The 17,927-nt window shown below is 59.5% G+C and carries 14 protein-coding genes; 5 read left to right on the top strand and 9 right to left on the bottom strand.

Annotated elements, in window-relative coordinates:
• Nucleotides 1-133: 133 nt before the first annotated feature.
• From ACIPLA_RS22525 to ACIPLA_RS22510, 4 genes are all read left to right on the top strand, one after another.
• Nucleotides 134-1,633, top strand: coding sequence for an efflux transporter outer membrane subunit (locus ACIPLA_RS22525; RefSeq protein WP_401176054.1), 1,500 nt, complete (start codon nt 134-136; stop codon nt 1,631-1,633).
• A 142-nt stretch (nt 1,634-1,775) separates the two neighbouring features.
• Nucleotides 1,776-3,980 carry an FUSC family protein gene (locus tag ACIPLA_RS22520; RefSeq protein ID WP_218398733.1) on the top strand — a complete coding sequence of 735 codons (2,205 nt, stop codon included), beginning with the start codon at nt 1,776-1,778 and terminating at the stop codon, nt 3,978-3,980.
• The gene (locus tag ACIPLA_RS22515) at nt 3,970-4,170 is read left to right on the top strand and encodes a DUF1656 domain-containing protein (protein WP_007896379.1); all 201 of its coding nucleotides are present in this window, start codon (nt 3,970-3,972) and stop codon (nt 4,168-4,170) included. Before ACIPLA_RS22520 ends, ACIPLA_RS22515 begins: the two co-directional genes overlap by 11 nt.
• Before the next feature lie 25 nt (nt 4,171-4,195).
• Nucleotides 4,196-5,059 (top strand): HlyD family secretion protein, encoded by an 864-nt coding sequence (locus ACIPLA_RS22510; RefSeq protein ID WP_063341503.1) that lies wholly within the window; start codon nt 4,196-4,198, stop codon nt 5,057-5,059.
• A 151-nt stretch (nt 5,060-5,210) separates the two neighbouring features.
• Here ACIPLA_RS22510 and ACIPLA_RS22505 read toward each other — a convergent pair whose 3' ends face one another.
• The 3 genes from ACIPLA_RS22505 to ACIPLA_RS22495 form a co-directional block, all read right to left on the bottom strand.
• Nucleotides 5,211-5,609, bottom strand: a complete 399-nt coding sequence (locus tag ACIPLA_RS22505) for a DUF4440 domain-containing protein (protein ID WP_218398734.1) — start codon at nt 5,607-5,609, stop codon at nt 5,211-5,213.
• A gap of 136 nt (nt 5,610-5,745) precedes the next feature.
• Nucleotides 5,746-6,570 carry an SDR family oxidoreductase gene (locus ACIPLA_RS22500; RefSeq protein ID WP_123358528.1) on the bottom strand — a complete coding sequence of 275 codons (825 nt, stop codon included), beginning with the start codon at nt 6,568-6,570 and terminating at the stop codon, nt 5,746-5,748.
• A gap of 30 nt (nt 6,571-6,600) precedes the next feature.
• Nucleotides 6,601-7,065, bottom strand: a complete 465-nt coding sequence (locus tag ACIPLA_RS22495; RefSeq protein ID WP_008070465.1) for a hypothetical protein — start codon at nt 7,063-7,065, stop codon at nt 6,601-6,603.
• Nucleotides 7,066-7,217: 152 nt separating this feature from the next.
• Here ACIPLA_RS22495 and ACIPLA_RS22490 point away from each other — a divergent pair, with 152 nt between their 5' ends.
• On the top strand, nt 7,218-9,953 hold the full coding sequence (locus ACIPLA_RS22490; RefSeq protein WP_401176048.1) for an RHS repeat domain-containing protein: 2,736 nt from the start codon (nt 7,218-7,220) through the stop codon (nt 9,951-9,953).
• A 77-nt stretch (nt 9,954-10,030) separates the two neighbouring features.
• Here the strand turns inward: ACIPLA_RS22490 and ACIPLA_RS22485 are convergent, their stop codons facing one another.
• From ACIPLA_RS22485 to ACIPLA_RS22460, 6 genes are all read right to left on the bottom strand, one after another.
• Complete coding sequence (locus tag ACIPLA_RS22485; RefSeq protein ID WP_192346122.1) at nt 10,031-11,482, bottom strand: mannose-1-phosphate guanylyltransferase/mannose-6-phosphate isomerase; 1,452 nt, start codon at nt 11,480-11,482, stop codon at nt 10,031-10,033.
• 212 nt (nt 11,483-11,694) lie between these two features.
• Nucleotides 11,695-12,348 (bottom strand): alginate O-acetyltransferase AlgF, encoded by a 654-nt coding sequence (locus tag ACIPLA_RS22480; protein WP_401176044.1) that lies wholly within the window; start codon nt 12,346-12,348, stop codon nt 11,695-11,697.
• A gap of 15 nt (nt 12,349-12,363) precedes the next feature.
• Entirely contained in the window at nt 12,364-13,539 is a 1,176-nt protein-coding gene (locus ACIPLA_RS22475) for an alginate O-acetyltransferase (RefSeq protein WP_218398735.1), read from the bottom strand.
• Nucleotides 13,540-13,550: 11 nt separating this feature from the next.
• Nucleotides 13,551-15,116: an MBOAT family protein gene (locus ACIPLA_RS22470; RefSeq protein ID WP_192346116.1), complete on the bottom strand. Its 1,566-nt coding sequence runs from the start codon at nt 15,114-15,116 to the stop codon at nt 13,551-13,553.
• A gap of 208 nt (nt 15,117-15,324) precedes the next feature.
• The gene (locus ACIPLA_RS22465; RefSeq protein ID WP_192346114.1) at nt 15,325-16,458 is read right to left on the bottom strand and encodes a mannuronate-specific alginate lyase; all 1,134 of its coding nucleotides are present in this window, start codon (nt 16,456-16,458) and stop codon (nt 15,325-15,327) included.
• A gap of 11 nt (nt 16,459-16,469) precedes the next feature.
• A complete protein-coding gene (locus ACIPLA_RS22460) occupies nt 16,470-17,921 on the bottom strand; it encodes an alginate O-acetyltransferase (protein ID WP_008010605.1) in 1,452 nt (483 codons plus the stop codon).
• Nucleotides 17,922-17,927: the final 6 nt, after the last annotated feature.

Raw genomic sequence — 17,927 nt, 5'->3', positions numbered from 1 at the left:
CGCCGGTCCCATGTAGGAGCGAGGCTTGCCCGCGAAGGCGTCTTATCAAGCGACAACATGGTGCCTGTGAGGATGCCTTCGCGGGCAAGCCTCGCTCCTACAGGATCTCCCCCTATTTTAGGAATTTGCAGCAGTGCCGCGTCGCATCAACAGAGCGCTCAAGACGCTCAGTGTTTTGGCTTTAACCCTGGCAATCAGCGGCTGCATCGGCACCGCAGGTATTGCCCCGCAAGACAAGGCACTGGAGGCCAATTCATTGGCCACCGACGATGCCATTCAGAGCGCCGAGCAAGACGCTCATTGGCCCACCGCTCAATGGTGGCAAGCCTACGGCGACCCGCAACTGAACCGCTGGATCGACCTTGCCCTGCAAGGCAGCCCGAGCATGGCCATGGCCGCCGCGCGAGTGCGTCAGGCGCGGTCGATGGCCGGCCTTGCCGAGTCCGCCGAGTCGTTGCAGATCAATGGCCAATCCACCCTCAAGCGCCACAACTGGCCCACCGATCAGTTCTACGGCCCCGGCGAGTTGGCCAACACCACCACTTGGGACAACAACGCCGCGCTGGGTTTCAGCTATGCCCTCGACCTCTGGGGGCGCGAAAGCAACGCCACCGAACGCGCGGTGGACATGGCTCACATGAGCGTCGCCGAAGCACGGCAGGCCCAGCTTGAATTGCAGAACAACATCGTGCGCGCCTACATCGAGCTCTCGTTGCATTACGCGCAACGGGACATCGTTGCGGCAACGTTGAAGCAGCAACAGCAAATCCTCGACCTGGCACAGAAACGTCTGGACGGCGGCATCGGCACCCATTTTGAAGTCAGCCAGGCCGAAACACCCTTGCCGGAAACCCATCGGCAGATCGATGCCCTGGACGAGGAAATTGCCCTAAGCCGCAACCAACTCGCCGCGCTGGCCGGTAAGGGACCGGGGGAGGGCGCACAGTTGCAACGGCCGACGCTGTCGTTGGGCGCGGCGCTGAAGTTGCCGTCGTCTTTGCCGGCGCAACTGCTCGGTCAACGCCCGGACGTGGTTGCCAGTCGCTGGCAAGTGGCGGCGCAGGCGCGGGGCATCGATGTCGCTCACGCGGGCTTCTACCCCAACGTCGATCTGGTCGGCAGCCTCGGCTACATGGCCACCGGCGGTGGTGCGCTGGAGTTTTTGACTGGCAAGAAGCTCAACTACAGCGTCGGCCCGGCGATTTCGTTGCCGATCTTCGACGGCGGCCGCTTGCGTGCGGAGTTGGGCGAGGCCTCGGCGGGTTATGACATCGCGGTGGCGAAGTACAACCAGTCCCTGGTCAACGCGCTGAAGAACATCTCCGACCAGCTGATTCGCCGCGAGTCGATGGACAAGCAACAAGCCTTCGCCGCCGAGTCGGTGGCCACGGCGCAGAAAACCTACGACATCGCGATGATCGCCTATCAGCGCGGGCTCACCGATTACCTCAACGTGCTCAATGCGCAGACCTTGTTGTTCAAGCAGCAGCAAGTGCAGCAGCAGGTTCAGGCTGCACGCTTGAGTGCTCATGCGGAATTGGTGACTGCTTTGGGCGGAGGACTCGGGGCTGGCAACGACGTGCCGAACGCCGAGAAAACCCAACCCCCGAAAACCCCGGTTCTTTTGCGTTGAACACAAACCCTGTGGGAGCGGGCTTGCTCGCGAAAGCGGTGTGTCAGGCGAAATCCGCATTGACTGACACTCCGTCTTCGCGAGCAAGCCCGCTCCCACAGGGGCCGAGTCCTCGCTGCACAAGACTATTGAGCAAAATTCCATGACTCCCTTGCCCGCACCTTTGCGCTGGCTGTATTCCCTTGAATGGCGCCGGGGTTTCTTCGACTGGGCACGCAGCGACGGCGTGACCTGGGTGTACATTTTCAAGGTGCTGTTCGCGGCGTTCCTGACCTTGTGGCTGGCCATGCGTCTTGAATTGCCGCAACCGCGCACCGCGATGATCACTGTGTTCATCGTCATGCAACCGCAAAGCGGTCAGGTGTTCGCCAAGAGTTTCTATCGCTTCCTCGGCACGTTGGCCGGGTCGGCGGTGATGGTCGCGTTGATTGCCCTGTTTGCGCAGAACACCGAGCTGTTCCTCGGCTCGCTGGCGATCTGGGTCGGCCTCTGCTCGGCCGGCGCGGCGCGTTATCGCAACTTCCGCGCCTACGGATTTGTGCTCGCCGGTTATACGGCGGCGATGATCGGACTGCCTGCACTGGCTCACCCCGACGGCGCGTTCATGGCAGCCGTCTGGCGTGTGCTGGAAATCTCTCTGGGGATTCTCTGCTCGACGCTGGTGAGCGCCGCGATCCTGCCGCAAACCGCCAGCGCCGCGATGCGCAATGCCTTGTATCAGCGCTTCGGCGTGTTTGCCTTGTTCGTCACCGATGGCTTGCGCGGTCGCAGCCGGCGCGAGGCATTTGAAGCGAACAACGTGCGGTTTATCGCCGAGGCGGTAGGTCTGGAAGGACTGCGCAGCGTCACAGTGTTCGAAGACCCGCACATGCGTCGGCGCAACGGGCGGCTCAGTCGCTTGAACAGCGAGTTCATGGGCATAACCACGCGCTTCAATGCGCTGCATCAGTTGCTCGAACGCCTGCGCAACAGTGGCACCGATCATGTTGTCGCGGCGATCAAACCGGGTTTGCAGGATCTGGCTGAAGTGCTCGACGGCTTCAGCGGTCGCGCCTTGACCAGTCCCGACGCTGCACGCCTGGCCAGCGCTTTGGCGACCTATAAGGAAAACTTGCCGGCGCGGGTCCGCAGCCTGCGGGCGAGCTTTCAGGAGAGTGATCCGAGCGACGCCGAGCAGCTGGATTTTCACACCGCCTACGAGCTGCTTTATCGCTATGTCGACGACCTGCACAGTTATGCACAGACCCATGCGTCCCTGGCCGATCACAGCCACGAACGGGAACGTTGGGACGAGCCCTTCACCCCGCAAACCAATTGGCTGGCCTCGGCGGCATCGGGCATTCGCGCAGCATTCATTCTCGTGGTGCTCGGCAGTTATTGGGTGGCCACCGCGTGGCCGAGCGGGGCGACCATGACCCTGATCGCCGCCGCCACCGTCGGCCTTTCAGCGGCGACACCGAACCCCAAACGGATGGCGTTTCAGATGGCCTGCGGGACGTTGCTCGGGGCGCTGATCGGCTTCGTCGAGATGTTCTTCATCTTCCCCTTGATCGACGGTTTTCCGTTGCTCTGCGTGATGCTCGCGCCGGTGATCGTGATCGGGGCGTTCCTGACTTCACGGCCGCAATACGCCGGGGTTGGCCTGGGGTTGCTGATCTTCTTCAGCACCGGTTCGGTGCCGGACAACCTCACGGTTTACAACCCTTACGCCTTCATCAACGATTACATCGCCATGATCATGGGGATGTTGGTGTGCGCGGCGGCCGGGGCGATCATTTTGCCGCCCAACAGTCGCTGGTTATGGCGGCGCCTGGAGCAGGATTTGCGCGGGCAGGTGGTGTACGCCATCAGCGGCAAACTCAAAGGTTTGGCATCGAGTTTCGAAAGTCGCACTCGCGATCTTTTACATCAGGCCTATGGCCTCGCAGCGGGACAGCCGCAGGTGCAACGGGACTTATTGCGCTGGATGTTCGTGGTGCTGGAAGTCGGCCATGCGATCATCGAGTTGCGCAAGGAACAGGCGATTCTGCCGGTACACCCGGCCTATGCCGAATCCCAACCGTGGCGTCAGTCAATCCGGGCGATGGGGCGTTCGCTGGTGCGACTGTTTCTGCAACCCGGCCCGAGCAATCTGCAGCGTGCGCTGGTCGCGGTCGACCACGCGATAAGCCGCGTGCAGGCCACCGATGAGCCCTTCGCGCCGCACTTCGATACCTCGGCGTTGCGTCGGGTGAAGAGTTACCTGCACTTCATCCGCACCTCGCTGCTTGACCCGCAATCGCCACTGGCCGGCTACATAAAAGCTAGTGCCATCGCCAAGCCCCAAGGACTTGAACATGCCTCGTGAAATCGCCTTCCACGGCGTGTACATGCCGACCATGACCCTGATGTTTTTCATCGCGGCGGCGCTGGCCTGGGCGCTGGATCGGTTCCTGTCCGGGTTCGATCTGTACCGCTTTTTCTGGCACCCGGCGCTGCTGCGCCTGAGTCTGTTTACCTGTCTGTTCGGCGCTCTTGCGCTGACTGTTTACCGTTGACTTTCTATCACTGAAGAAGGCCCTGATGAAAAAGCTTTTCAGCCTGCTCGCAACCCTGTTGGTGTTGGCCCTCGCCCTGTGGATCGGCCGGACCCTGTGGGTGCATTACATGAACACGCCCTGGACCCGCGACGGCCGGGTGCGCGCCGACATCATCAACGTTGCCGCCGACGTTACCGGTGAAGTGGTGGATGTGCCGGTGCGCGACAACCAGTTGGTGAAAAAGGGCGATTTGCTGATGCGCATCGACCCCGAGCATTACCGCATCGCGGTGAAACAGGCACAGTCGCTGGTGGCCTCGCGCAAAGCCACGTGGGAGATGCGCAAGGTCAACGCCCATCGCCGCGCCGACCTCGACAACCTGGTGATCTCCAGGGAAAACCGCGACGACGCCACCAACATCGCCGACTCGGCCCTGGCCGATTACCAGCACGCCCAGGCACAGCTGGAAGCCGCCGAACTGAACCTCAAACGCACCGAAGTGCGCGCGGCGGTGGACGGCTATGTGACCAACCTCAACGTCCATCGCGGCGACTACGCGCGCATTGGCGAAGCGAAAATGGCTGTGGTCGACATGAACTCGTTCTGGGTTTATGGCTTCTTCGAAGAAACCAAACTGCCGCATGTGCGCGTGGGCGATAAAGCCGACATGCAATTGATGAGCGGCGAAGTGCTCAAGGGGCATGTGGAAAGCATTTCTCGCGGCATCTATGACCGGGATAATCCCGAAAGCCGCGAGCTGATCGCCGATGTGAACCCGACCTTTAACTGGGTGCGCCTGGCGCAGCGGGTGCCGGTGCGGATTCATATTGATGAAGTGCCGGAGGGTGTGCTGTTGGCGGCGGGGATTACTTGCACCGTTGTGGTGAAACAGGCTGTCGAGGGGTAACTGACAGACCGAGTCGTCTGCTTCGCGAGCAAGCCCGCTCCCACACTTGATCTACTTTGTGCACATATTTTGTGTTCACTGAAGATCAAATGTGGGAGCGGGCTTGCTCGCGAATGAGGTAACTCGGTCCCTCAGGTAGATGTTCGACAGTTCACTCCTTGCAAAACGTCTCATGCAAATGCCGCCAAACCACCTTGCCATCGGCCAGTTTCTCGAACACCACCGAAGACCGTCGATCAGAATGCAACCCCGTCGCATCGGTCTGCTGCTCGCGGTAACTCACCACCGCGCCACCGTCGTATAGCGCAACACCGCGCAACTCGCTGAGCTCAATCCTGAACCCGAGCTTCTTCCCGCCCGCCAGCAGAAACAGTTCATTCAACGCCTCGAAATCCAGCACCCGGCCCAACGGCGAGATCATGGAAAACTGTGGTGAAAAACGCATGAGCAATTGTTCAAGCTCGGATTCGTCCCGTTCTTCGGCCAACCAGTGCTCGATGGCTACGTGGGCCTGGATCACTTCGTCAAAGTATTCGGTGTAGTCGGTCATGCTGTTTCCTGAAGTTCTGTGGTGTCTGTTCCGACGCCTTCGCGGGCAAGCCTCGCTCCTACAGGTTATGCACCCATTTTGAGAGGGCGCTCATCCTGTAGGAGCGAGGCTTGCCCGCGAACGCGTCAACCCGGTTTCAAAGCTGCCCGCGCAACCCGAACCGCTTCATCAACCCCGACTCCAGCAACCCCTTGGGCAACAACCCCGCCATCAACGGCAACGCCCGGCTGCCATTACCCAAACGCACCAGACGCGGCGGTTTATTCTGCTGCACGGCCTTCAATAAACCGGCGGCAAATTCACTGGCCGGCGTCGGTTTGTCCTGAGACGCCTTGGCCCGTGCGCGAATACCTTCACGCAGCGGCCACCATGGCGATTGCTCGGTGATCAGTTGCTCAGCCTCTTGGCCGGCGTTCTTGGCGAAGCTGGAGGCGATAGCCCCTGGCTGAACTTCCATGACTCGCACGCCGAACGGTGCCAATTCCATGCGCAGCGCATCGCTCAAGGCATGCACCGCGGCTTTCGAGGCGCAGTAGGCGCCGGCAAACGGCGTGACCAGAACCCCGGAAACGCTGCCGATGTTCACCACCAGGCCCCTGGCCCGGCGCAGCACCGGGAACATCGCGCGAGTGACGCCGACGATGGCAAACACATTGGTTTCGAATTGCCGCTGCATGGCCGGCACACCGCCGTCGAGCAGCGGCCCCATGGCGCCGTAACCGGCGTTGTTGATCAATACATCAAGGCCGCCGCGTTGCTGATTGATCCGCTCGCTCAGTTGTTCGAGGGCCGGGCCATCGTTCACGTCCAGTTGCACGGCGGTGAACCCGGCGGCGGTTAGAGCGGCTACGTCTTCGGCTTTGCGGGCGCTGGCCCAGACTTCGTACCCGGCACTTTTGAACGCGTCGGCGAGGGCGCGGCCAATGCCGCTGGAACAACCGGTAATCAACGCAACAGGCATGGCGCGGTCCTTGTGCAAAAAGAAAAGGGATCAGTCGGAGAAACTACCCTGCAAACGCTCGGCGCGAAACTCCAGGGTTTGCGGGCGATAACCGGGGCGCAGGGGCGGCATAGGCAAGCAGTCTTCCCAATTGCCGCCGGCCTGCAATTCGCCGGGCCCGCGATAGCGCGGTGCGGCGTATTGATTGTCAGCCAGATTGACCGTATCGCCCGGTGCATAAGCGGCGATTCGCCAGCGCAGTTCGGTCAGCGGCACGTCGTTGCCGTTGTTCATCGTCAGCTTCAAGGGGCGATCCGCCGGGCAGTGCTCGGGCGCGTAGGTGATGCGCAGCTCCAGGCGCGCCAGTTGCTTGACCTCGCGGGTGTCCAGCCAGAACACCCACACCGCCACCAGGCCCAACCCGACAGCGGCGGCCATGGACACCGGCACGGCCTTGGACGGGTAGCGCAGCAGCAGGATCAGCCAGGTGATGACCAGCAGGACGCCGATGAACATGTGTGAACGCTCCTTGAACTCATAAACACCATCCTACCGAAGGGGCGCGGGAATGGACATTCGTGGAGCAAGATCGGTGGCCGTTGGTCGGTACTGTCATTTCTGATAGTAGCCAGGAATGTCCATGAACAGTTAGATGAGGACATACAGACATGCAGGTCTTGACGATGGGAATACACCACAAAACACCAAAGTTGTCCGCCGTCGACCCGCGCGGCTTGACCATCCGTACGGTGGACTATTGGCGTGCCGTCGAAAACCTGCCTGCCGAAGCACGCATCAATCGCACGGCCCATGATGCTGCGGGCCACCCGATAAAACAGTGGGATCCGCGGCTTTGGGCATTGCAGGTTGAGGATCCCCTGACACCCGCCAATTCAACGACCGTGCATTCGCTGTCCGGCCATGCGCTGTGTACCGTCAGCGTCGATGCTGGATTGCAGCTGAACCTGCCCGGTCTGGGCGCCGAGATTTTGCTGGCATGGGACAGCCGAGGTACACGACGTGAGGTTGAATACGACGACCTGCTTCGTCCTGTGGCAGTGTTCGAGCAGGGCGCAACTGAGCCACGAAGGTCCGTTGAACGCATGACCTATGGCGGGCCCGATCAGGGCGACCAGAATCAATGCGGGCAGTTGATCCGTCATGACGATCCCGCCGGGACGGTGCTGTTCGAGGCATTTTCGATCACCGGCCAATGCGTGAAGCAAGTCCGTCACTTCACCCTGGACCCTGTTGCCCCCGACTGGCCGGAGCTGGAAGCCGATCGCGAGCGGCTGCTTGAGCCCGGTGAAGGTGCGTCGTCGACGTGGCGTTTCGGTCCACAGGATCATGTGCTGGAACAGACCGATGCCAAGGAGAATCGCCAGGTCTTCCACCTGACGCTTGATGGGCAGTTGCGTGAGGCGCGACTGCAACTCCATGGGCTGACCACCTGGCAAACGCTGGTGCGCGATATTCGGTATAGCGTGCAGGGGCAGGTCGAACACGAAACCGCTGGTAACAACGTACAGACGACCCTCGTTTACCGCCCCGAAGACGGTCTGCTGATGGAGTGCCGGGCACAGGATGCCAGTGTCGGACTGTTGCAACACCTGATCTACGATTATGACCGGATGGGCAATGTTCTGAGCATCGAGGACAGGGCACTGTCGGTGCGTTACTTCAACAATCAGCGCATCGATCCCCTCAGTCGCTTTATCTACGACAGCCTGTATCAATTGATCGAAGCCTACGGCTGGGAGGAGGGCACTCTCCAGCAAGGGCCGGCGTCGGTGGGACGGGTCGATCCGGCGGCGGTCAGCAACTATCACCAGACCTACCGCTATGACGAGGGCGGGAACCTGCTGACGCTGACGCACGTCGGCACGCAGAGTCGGGGGCGCGAACTGAAAGCGGCGCGCTACAGCAATCGTTGTCTGCCCTGGCACAACGGCGTGCCGCCGACCGAAGAGGACATCGCCGCGGCGTTCGACGCCAAGGGCAATTTGCTGGAGCTGGATCAGGGGCGGATCCTGAATTGGGATCTGCGTAATCAGTTGCAGTCGGTCAGCCCGGTGGAGCGCGTCTCCGGGCTCAATGACCGGGAGTCCTATGTCTACGATGGCGGTGGGCAGCGGGTACGCAAAATCCGCTCATTGCAGACCAATGCCCGGACCGTGGTGGCTGAAGTGCGTTATCTGCCGGGGCTTGAGATGCGCAGCGATAACGGCACGGGAGAAGTATTGCAGGTCATCACCGCCCAGGCGGGACTCAATAGCGTGCGGGTGCTGCATTGGGAAACAGCGCCACCGTCCGGTATCGCCAACGATCAATACCGCTACAGCCTGGCTGATCACCTGAAGTCCTGCACGCTGGAACTCGCCGATGACGCGCGAATTATCAGTCAGGAAACCTACTATCCCTTTGGCGAAACGGCTTGGTTTGCCGGGGCGGGCGTCGTTGAAGCGAGTTACAAAACCATTCGTTATTCGGGCAAGGAGCGGGATGCGACGGGGCTTTATTACTATGGATTTCGGTACTACGTACCTTGGTTACAGCGCTGGATTAACCCTGATCCTGCCGGTGACGTGGATGGTTTGAATTTTTACGCGATGGTCATAAATAATCCATTGACTCTGTGGGACGAGGATGGGCTCACCAAGACAGGAAACTATGAAGTAAAGGTTGGACTAAAGGAGAAGCTGGCGCTGGAAGTATCGAAGTTGAAGGCCAAGATCAGTGTTTTCGATACAGCGTCGGGAAAGTACAAGGCGTCAAATGAATTTAAGGTTGTGGAAGTGGAAATGGGAAGTAAGTACCTGGTGAGTGGTGATGAGGTGAAGAAAAATCTGAAGGAATATAGAGATATTTATAAAACTCGTATGAATGCGGCGTCAAAAAGAAAGCCAGGGGGCGAAGAGTCTAATAGTAGCCTTGGCGAAAGTGTTTCGGGGTATATGTTACGAAGCGCGAATGACACGTTTGTGGCAGAGGCTAATACTTATCTGGATCCGCCGAATATGCACCCAGACACTTCCGTTGAACGACGATTCTTCGCTGTTCTGAAAAGATCGGATAAAAATAAGTTACCTGAGCAGCGAAAGATTTACGGGCTAACTGAGTTGAGTACGCTTACTGAAAAGGGCAAGACGGAAGTCACTATCATTCAGACCGTCGTCCATCCTGATACTCAAGTTGCAGAAGATTTGCCAGGGAGGGCGCCGAGCAATGAGGGTTCGGTGGGACGATTGCCTCTCATGCGAGGTATCGGCACTTACTTGACAGTGCAGTCTTTGGCAGCAGTGTCGAAGCCTAAGGATGTTGATGTTAAAAAAGTTATAACAGAAGCGATAAATCCGCGTTCCGCCAAGATCGCCCTAAAGTTCGGCGCCAAGTTAGTCAAATAAAGAAAAAAGCCCCCACCCAACCCACTGCGGATAGGGAACGCAGCGGGCTGGATGGGGGCTTCTTGTCTTACTGAGCGTTACTGCGCGATGGTTTTCACCGACACGCCACGCTCGATGGGGTTGGAGCGACCGTAGATATCTTCAAACCGCTCGATATCGTCTTCACCCAGGTAGCTGCCCGATTGCACTTCGATGATCTCGAGTGGAATCTTGCCTGGGTTGCGCAGACGGTGAACCGAGGCGATCGGGATGTAGGTCGATTGGTTTTCAGTCAGCAGGAACACGTTTTCGTCGCAGGTCACTTCAGCAGTGCCACTGACCACGATCCAGTGTTCGGCGCGGTGGTGGTGCATCTGCAGCGACAGGCATGCGCCCGGCTTGACCGAGATGCGCTTGACCTGGAAGCGACCGCCCATGTCGACCGAGTCGTAGGAGCCCCACGGACGATAGACTTCGCAGTGGGTCTGGGTTTCGCTGCGGCCCTGCGCGTTGAGGGTGTTGACCATCTGTTTCACGCCTTGGACCTTGTCCTTGTGGGCGATCATCATGGCGTCCTTGGTTTCGACGACCACGATGTTTTCCAGGCCGATCACCGACACCAGTTTTCCGTTGCCGTGGATCATGCAGTTCTTGCTGTCCTGGATGACCACATCGCCTTTGGTGACGTTACCGTTGGCGTCTTTTTCATTGACTTCCCACAGCGACGACCAGCAACCGACGTCGCTCCAGCCTGCGGTCAGCGGCACGACGCAGGCGCGCTGGGTTTTTTCCATCACCGAGTAGTCGATGGAATTGTCCGGGCAGCAGGCGAAGGTGGCAGCGTCGATGTCGACGGTGTCGGCATCCTGTGCGCTACGTTCCAGCGTCAGTACGCAGGTGTCGTAGATGTCCGGATCATGCTTTTTCAGTTCTTCGAGGAAACGGCTGGCGCGGAACAGGAACATGCCGCTGTTCCAGAAGTAACCACCGGACTGAACGAATTCGGTGGCGCGTTTCACGTCAGGTTTTTCGACGAAGTGCGAGACACGGCTGACGCCTTCCGGCAGCAGCGCATCGTTGGTGGACTTGATGTAGCCGTAACCGGTTTCCGGTTTGGTCGCCGGCACGCCGAACAGCACCATCTCGCCACGCTCGGCTGCCACAGTGGCCAGGGCCAGGGCGCGTTGCAGGGCTTTCTGGTCTTCCAGCACGTGGTCGGCCGGCAGCACCAGCATCAACTCGTCGCGACCTTCATTGACCAGCATCATCGCGGTCAGGGCCACGGCCGGCGAAGTGTTGCGGCCAAAGGGTTCCATCAGCACGCGCTGCACGTCCAGGTTGCGGGCGCTCAACTGCTCGTTGACGATGAAACGGTGTTCCTTGTTGCAGACCACGATCGGGGTGTCCATGCCTTCGAACACCAGGCGCTCCAGGGTTTGCTGGAACAGCGTTTGTTCGCCGGTCAGGGCGAGGAATTGCTTGGGGAATTGCTTACGCGAAAGCGGCCAAAGACGTGAGCCGCTACCACCTGACAAGATCACCGGAATCATGTTGTTACTCCTTCAAAATCGATTGGTTAGAGCTACTGCGTTCTGTCGTTTCACTCTTGTTCTTGTTCCGTGTCCGAATTGACACCTCGGTCCCTTGTGGGAGCGGGCTTGCTCGCGAAAGCGGTGGGTCAGCCAACATCATCGTTGAGTGTGAAACCGTATTCGCGAGCAAACCCGCTCCCACAGGGATATGGGTCAATCCGGCAAATGTGTTAGCGCGTCGAAACCGGGCGCTTGACCCACACTGGCGACAGGCTGCTGCCGCTACCGGTGACGTACAGCACCGCGGCTTCGCCTCGTTCCAGGGCAACCGGTTTCACGTCGCCGACTTTGGTGGCGCCGTCGTACAGTGCCAGGCTGACTTTCACCGGGTTGATTTCACGCTCGCCACGGCCCTTGGCTGCCACAGACGGGACCACTTCGGTCTTGCCGTCGGCAGTTTTCAGGGTCAGGGCCTTGTCGCTGAGGTTCTGTACGCGAACCAGGGATTTCTGCTTGTTCTTGAACGGCGGCTCTTCGATCAGTTGTGGTGCGCCGCTGGCGTTGTTGACCAGGGTGTAATAGTGGTCGCCGGCCAATTTCACCGGCAGGGTCTGGCTGCCGACCTTGGCGCTGTAATCGCCGCCCGGCATGAAGCTGAAGTCGGTGCTGGACAGCGGCGCGACTTCGCTCAGGTTGGTGGTGCCAACAGTGGCGCTGACTTCAGCGTTACCGGCGTTGTAGACACGCACGAAACTGGAGCCTTTCGGTGCGGTCGGGCCGTAGAGTGCGGCGTCACCGGCGAAGGCCTGCATCGACAGCACGCTCATGCCGGCGACGAGAGCAAAGGTCTTGGCGAGACGGCGAGGAGTAGTAGTGAAAGTCATGGAAGTACCTCTCTTTCAGTTTTGCGCCCGGTCGGGCGTCTCGGATTTAGTGTTTGCAGCTACGTTTTGTTGGTTTACGCCGGCTTGTTTAAGCTCTGCGACCCACTGCGGGTCGGCGTCACCGATTTCGTTGTTCACAGGCAGATATCGTTCAGGGAACTCCCAGATCAGCACTTGTGGCGGGCTGTTCTTGAAGGCATCGCTTTTCAGGTAGCTGAGCATCGGCAGAATCGGGCCATGGCCGTCTTCGGCGTAATTGACCACGTCGCTGTGCAACGCTTCTTTCAGCGCACCGACGAAGTTCCAGTTCGGGTTGGCGCTGTAGCTGGTGCCAATCAGGGCCACCGGCACTTCAGTGTTGGCAAACAGGGCGTCATCACCGGCAGGCTGATCCTGGGCCGCCACGGTGTTGCGCTTCTGCAAAGGCTCCTGCGCCGGCATCAGGTTTTCGAACAGCGGGTCCAGCGGCAGGAACAAACGCAGGTCACCCTTGTGCGTCACCTTCTCCGCAGGTTCGGTGACGAAGTTTTGCGGTTCGCCGCTGAGCGGAGCCTTGTCGGCGATGGTTTTGGCCAGAGTCTGGGCAGCGACTTGCGCGCCTTCCGGGGTCCAGTGGGTGTCGGTGCGCAGGAACACTTGCTGACCGTCTTGCTTGGCCTTTTGCAGCGGGCCGAGCAGGTCAGGGGCGAGGATCTTGTCGGCCGCCACACGAGCGTGGAAGTCCTTGTACAGATTGGCGTGGATACTTGCCGGCTTCTCTTCACCCAGATGTTCCGGGTACAGACGCGTCTTGGCCGGGACAATCGCCATCACCAGTTGCACGCCTTGTTTTTTCAAGGTCTGGCGCACGCCTTCGACCAGCGCGTAGTTGCCCTGCAGGTTCAACTCTTCGTTGACGATCGGGTGGAACTCTTCATCGCTGTAGAGCCACTGATCGCGACCGAGCACCACGCCCGGACGACCTTCGTTGAACAGTTTGAAATCCAGCGCGGCCCAAAGATTTGTGCCCAGGCGCTTGATCGGGAACTCGTCGTCGTAGTGCGTCTCGACGGCTTTGGTCCAGCGACCGTTGAGCACGGTCGCATCGGCGTTGGTACTGAAGCCGAAGAAGCTGCGTACCGACCACACGCCCAGGACCAGCAAGGTCACCAGGAACAGGGCGATGTAGAAGATGCGTAATGAGCGGGTCATAGTCAGATCCCTCAGAACTGGAAGTAAAGGAACGGCGAGAAGCTTTGCGCCGAGAGTTTGAGAATCGAGGCGATGAACAGCAGCAGTACCAGGGCGCGCATCACGTAACGGGACCAGTCAGCGGTCCAGTAGGCCGGTTGCACAGTCGCTTCAACGCCGACGGTGTAACCCGGTTCGTGGATGCTGGCCGGGTTGTCACCCGGTACGGCTTTGATCATTCCAGGCGTAGCCGCGGCAGGGCCATCGGCCTCGACGTTGACGGCAGGCTTGGTCTTGACCGGCGGCCGGTTGGTGTAGAAATCACGGATGCCGAAGAACGCCAGGGTGACGTAGGCCACCACCAGGGTTGCTACTTGCAGACCGGTGAGGCTGGCCTGGTTGAGTTCCGACAGCGACCATTCGCCGAAGCTGAACATCGCACCGTACATGCGACCGGCGACGTGCAGGTTTTCCGAGCGGAAGATCACCCAGCCCATGACAACAAGCAGGAAGGTCAGCGCCCAACGGATCGGGTTGATGCTGCGCGGCGAAGTGTTCAGGCCGAGGGCCTTTTCGATCGCCAGCCACATGCCGTGCCAGGCACCCCAGACGATGTAGGTGATGTTCGCGCCGTGCCACAGACCACCGAGCAGCATGGTCAGGAACAGGTTGCGATAGGTCATCAGCGTACCTTTACGGTTACCGCCGAGGGTGATGTACAGATAGTCACGCAACCAGGTCGACAGGCTGATGTGCCAGCGACGCCAGAACTCGGTGATCGACTGGCTGATGTACGGCTGTTTGAAGTTTTCCATGAAACGGAAACCCATCATCAAGCCCAGACCGATGGCCATGTCGCTGTAGCCGGAGAAGTCGAAGTACAGCTGCGCGGTGTAGGCCAGGGCGCCGAGCCAGGCGTCGCCCGTGGTCGGGTTCTGCAAGGCGAAGCAATGGTCGGCCACCACCGCCAGGGTGTCGGCGATGAAGACCTTCTTGATGAAGCCCTGCATGAACCGCGTGGCACCTTCGGAGAACTTGTCGAGGGTGTGGGTGCGGTTGTTGAACTGGTCGGCCAGATCACGGAAACGCAACACGGGACCGGCGATCAAGTGCGGGAAGATCGCCACGAATGCGGCAAAGTCGATCAGGTTGCGGGTCGCCGGGGTATCACCACGGTAGACGTCGATGATGTAGCTGATGGACTCGAAGATGTAGAACGAGATCCCGATCGGCAACAACACGTGAGTCAGGATGAACGGCGACAGACCGACCGAGGTCATCATCGCGTTGATGCTGTCCACGCCGAAGTTGGCGTACTTGAAGTAGCCGAGGATGCACAGGTCGACGCCCACGCCCAGGAGTAGCCAGCGCTGGGCCGGTTTGGTCCGAACGCCTGCCGCACCGACTTTCAGGCCGATCCAGTAGTTCCACAGCGTGACGGCTGCGAACAGCGCAAGGAAGTCCACACGCCACCAGGCGTAGAACACGTAGCTGGCGATCAGCAGCAGCAAGTTGCGATAGCGTATTCCGCTCAAGTAGTACATGCCGAGAAAGATCGGCAAGAACAGAAACAGGAACACGTTGGATGAAAATACCATCCCGATCTCTCCATGTTTAACCAACAGTCAAGGGCCAAGGCCCCCCCAAACCCCCCATCAAAATCCTGGGTGGTTGCATTACATTTCAAACCGCCGCGATCCCTGTAGGAGCGAGGCTTGCCCGCGAAGGCCGTTATGCGGTGGAACTGATGAACCGTGTCATCGTTCTTCGCGGGCGAGCCTCGCTCCTACAGGGTTTGCGTGTGTCCTAAGAACCTTTTTTGCCTTTCTCGCTGGCTGGGTCGTAGACCTTGGTCAAATCCCCGCCGAGGCGGAAGGTCTTGAACGGCTGCATTTTGTGTTTCTGTGCCAGCACATCCGGCGTGCAGGTGTAGAGCGAGCAGAACGGTTCGAGCCAGGCGAATTTCGAATCGACCTTGAGGTCGGTCATGTCCTGCTCTTTACCGTTCTTCTCCTCGAATTCATCCGGGTCTTCCACGCCTGCAAGCACGCGATCACCCAGGCGTTTCAAGGCGCCGTTGTTTTCCTGGCGCAAATCGACACCGTTGACCTGAGCGAAACTGGCGATCATCGCCAGTGGCGGCAGGGCATAGTTGTGATAGGCGAGGGCGCGTTGCTGGCGCTTGAGCTCGTTGGGCAGGAAGCCTTGGGCGTCGACCTGATTGACGCCGACCTTGTATTCCTTGACGGCCCAATCGAACAGATCGCGGCGGTTGGTGGCGACCGACGTGGCCATCACCGACCAGGCGGCCCAGTACGAGTGGTTGTTGGTTTGCTCGAGCGGCAGGTTGTCCCAGTCGCTGACCACCTGATCAGCCATTTTGCTGAACCAGGCTTCAATCACTTGCGCTTCTTCCTGGTGGGTAGCCAGTGGGTGCGAGTCAGAGAACTTCAGGCGGACATAGGACGAAGCCATGCTGCCCAAGGCCCATTTGCGCATGGACTTGCCGGTATGGTTGAAGTCCTTGGACATCAACGCGTCGGCCTTGGCCCAGGCAGTCAACCAGTTGAGCGTGCATTCCAGTTGTTCCGGACGACCGTCACGCATGAACTGCATCACCCGCTTGCTGGTGGCGCGCTCGATCTTGGTGATGTCGGCGGTGGTGTCGCGGAAGGCTTTTTCCGATGCCTCGTTCAGGGTCGAACGGGCCTTGTCGGAACCTTCGTATTTACTGCGAAATTGCAAGGCACCGGTGTAGGGCGTCGGCATCGCGTCGCAGCCTTCACTCTTGTCGCCGGTTTTGACTTTTTCAATGGGCGCAAAGTAACCCTGGGGCGGGCGAAGTGGCGCGGCAGCCTGGGTGGCGCCGGCGAACATCGCCAGCGTCAGCAGGGAGGGCGCGAGTAACTTTTTCAGCGTTCGGGTTTGCATGCAGTTCATAAGAGGTAGCCTCATTGCCCGGCTTGAGCGGTACGCTGCTCGGCGCCGGAGAACACGTTGCGTTTGCAGATTTTCGCTTCGACTTTCTGAGGCGTGGTACCTGGTTTTTCAGGTCCCTGGACTTCGACGGCCAGCAGATTCTGCGAGGCCCAGTCTTCGTCCGTGCGCAACTCGAAGGCGAAACGCCCGTCGGTTTCGGATGTTTCCGGTTTGTCGATCTTGATGTCCTCGTGGCGCCCGTTCATGTACCAGAGGGTGGCTTGCAAGGTTTTCACCGAGGTGTCGGCGAAGCGGATATCGACCTGGTGGCTGCTGTTGCGCAGGTCCAGGTTCTTGCTGTTGACCATCAATTCGTTTTTGCCCGGCTTCAGCGTGGCACTGGCACTCATCTGCGCATCTTTGCCTTCGCAACCGTTGTCCAGCAGCGCCATCATCTGGCGATAGATGGTTTCCTGATCGAGGCGATAAAGCGGCGAGAATTCCCAGATGAGGATTTTCGGCGGTTTGGTCTGGAACTCTTCACTGCCCAGGTACTGCAGCATCGAACCTTCCAGGCCACCGCCGGGGAACGCCACGTTGAGGATGTCGGCGCCGATGGCCTCTTCGAGGAAACCGGCGAAGTTGTAGTTCTTGCCACTGTGGCTGGTACCGACCAGGGTGATTTCCGGATTGCCGGAATCGCTGAACAGGTCGCCATCGCCCGCTTCGCCTTTTGGCTCGGTGGTGAACTGATCCATGTACTGGATCGCGTAGCTAGTGCCACAGAGTTGACCAGCCATGTTGTGTAACGTTCCGGTCTTGCCCATGCGACCCGACTTATGGGTCTCGAATTCACGCTTGGGAACGTCGGCGAAGGCCGGCAATTGCTTGACCTTCTCGGCAACGATTTTCGCTGTGCGCTGGGCGCCATACGGCGTCCAGTGTTGGTCGCCGCGGAAGTAGAAATCGTGAGCTGGCAGGGTGTCGGGCAGCGATTCGTTGGTCAGCGGCGACAGGTCCGGAACTACGTAACCCATCTGCGCGAAACGCCCGAGCATGGTTTTGTAATTCCTCAGCGCCTTGTCGAAATCGTAGCTCGCTTTCTCTGCCGGGTTCAGCTTGTTGCGGTTCACCAGGCCACGGGTCGGCTGGTAAACGATGACCAGTTCCACGCCTTTGCTCTTGAACGCATCGTGCAGTTGTTTCATGCGTTTGTAGCCAGCGGGTGTGGTGTCGAATTCGGTGCGCAAGTCTTCTTGCGTACGGAACAGCCAATCGCCCTGCGCCTGCACCAGTGTGGTGAAGTTCTGCTGATAGCGGGTGGTGTAGTTCTTCGGGTCGTGGGCTTCAGGGCAGAGGTTGCAGCAATCATCGGCCTTGAAGCTGGGGGCTTTGGCGTCTTCGGCACGTACGCCAGTGCTCGCCGCAAGAATGCCAGCGGTCAGGGCCGACAGGCTGAGTAATTTGATCAAGTGTGGGTGCATAAAATT

The sequence above is a fragment of the Pseudomonas sp. NPDC086112 genome, from assembly GCF_044746425.1.
Classification (GTDB): Bacteria; Pseudomonadota; Gammaproteobacteria; order Pseudomonadales; family Pseudomonadaceae; genus Aquipseudomonas.
The sequence above is the reverse complement of the archived record's forward strand: the minus strand, read 5'-3'. Positions and strand labels throughout refer to the sequence as shown.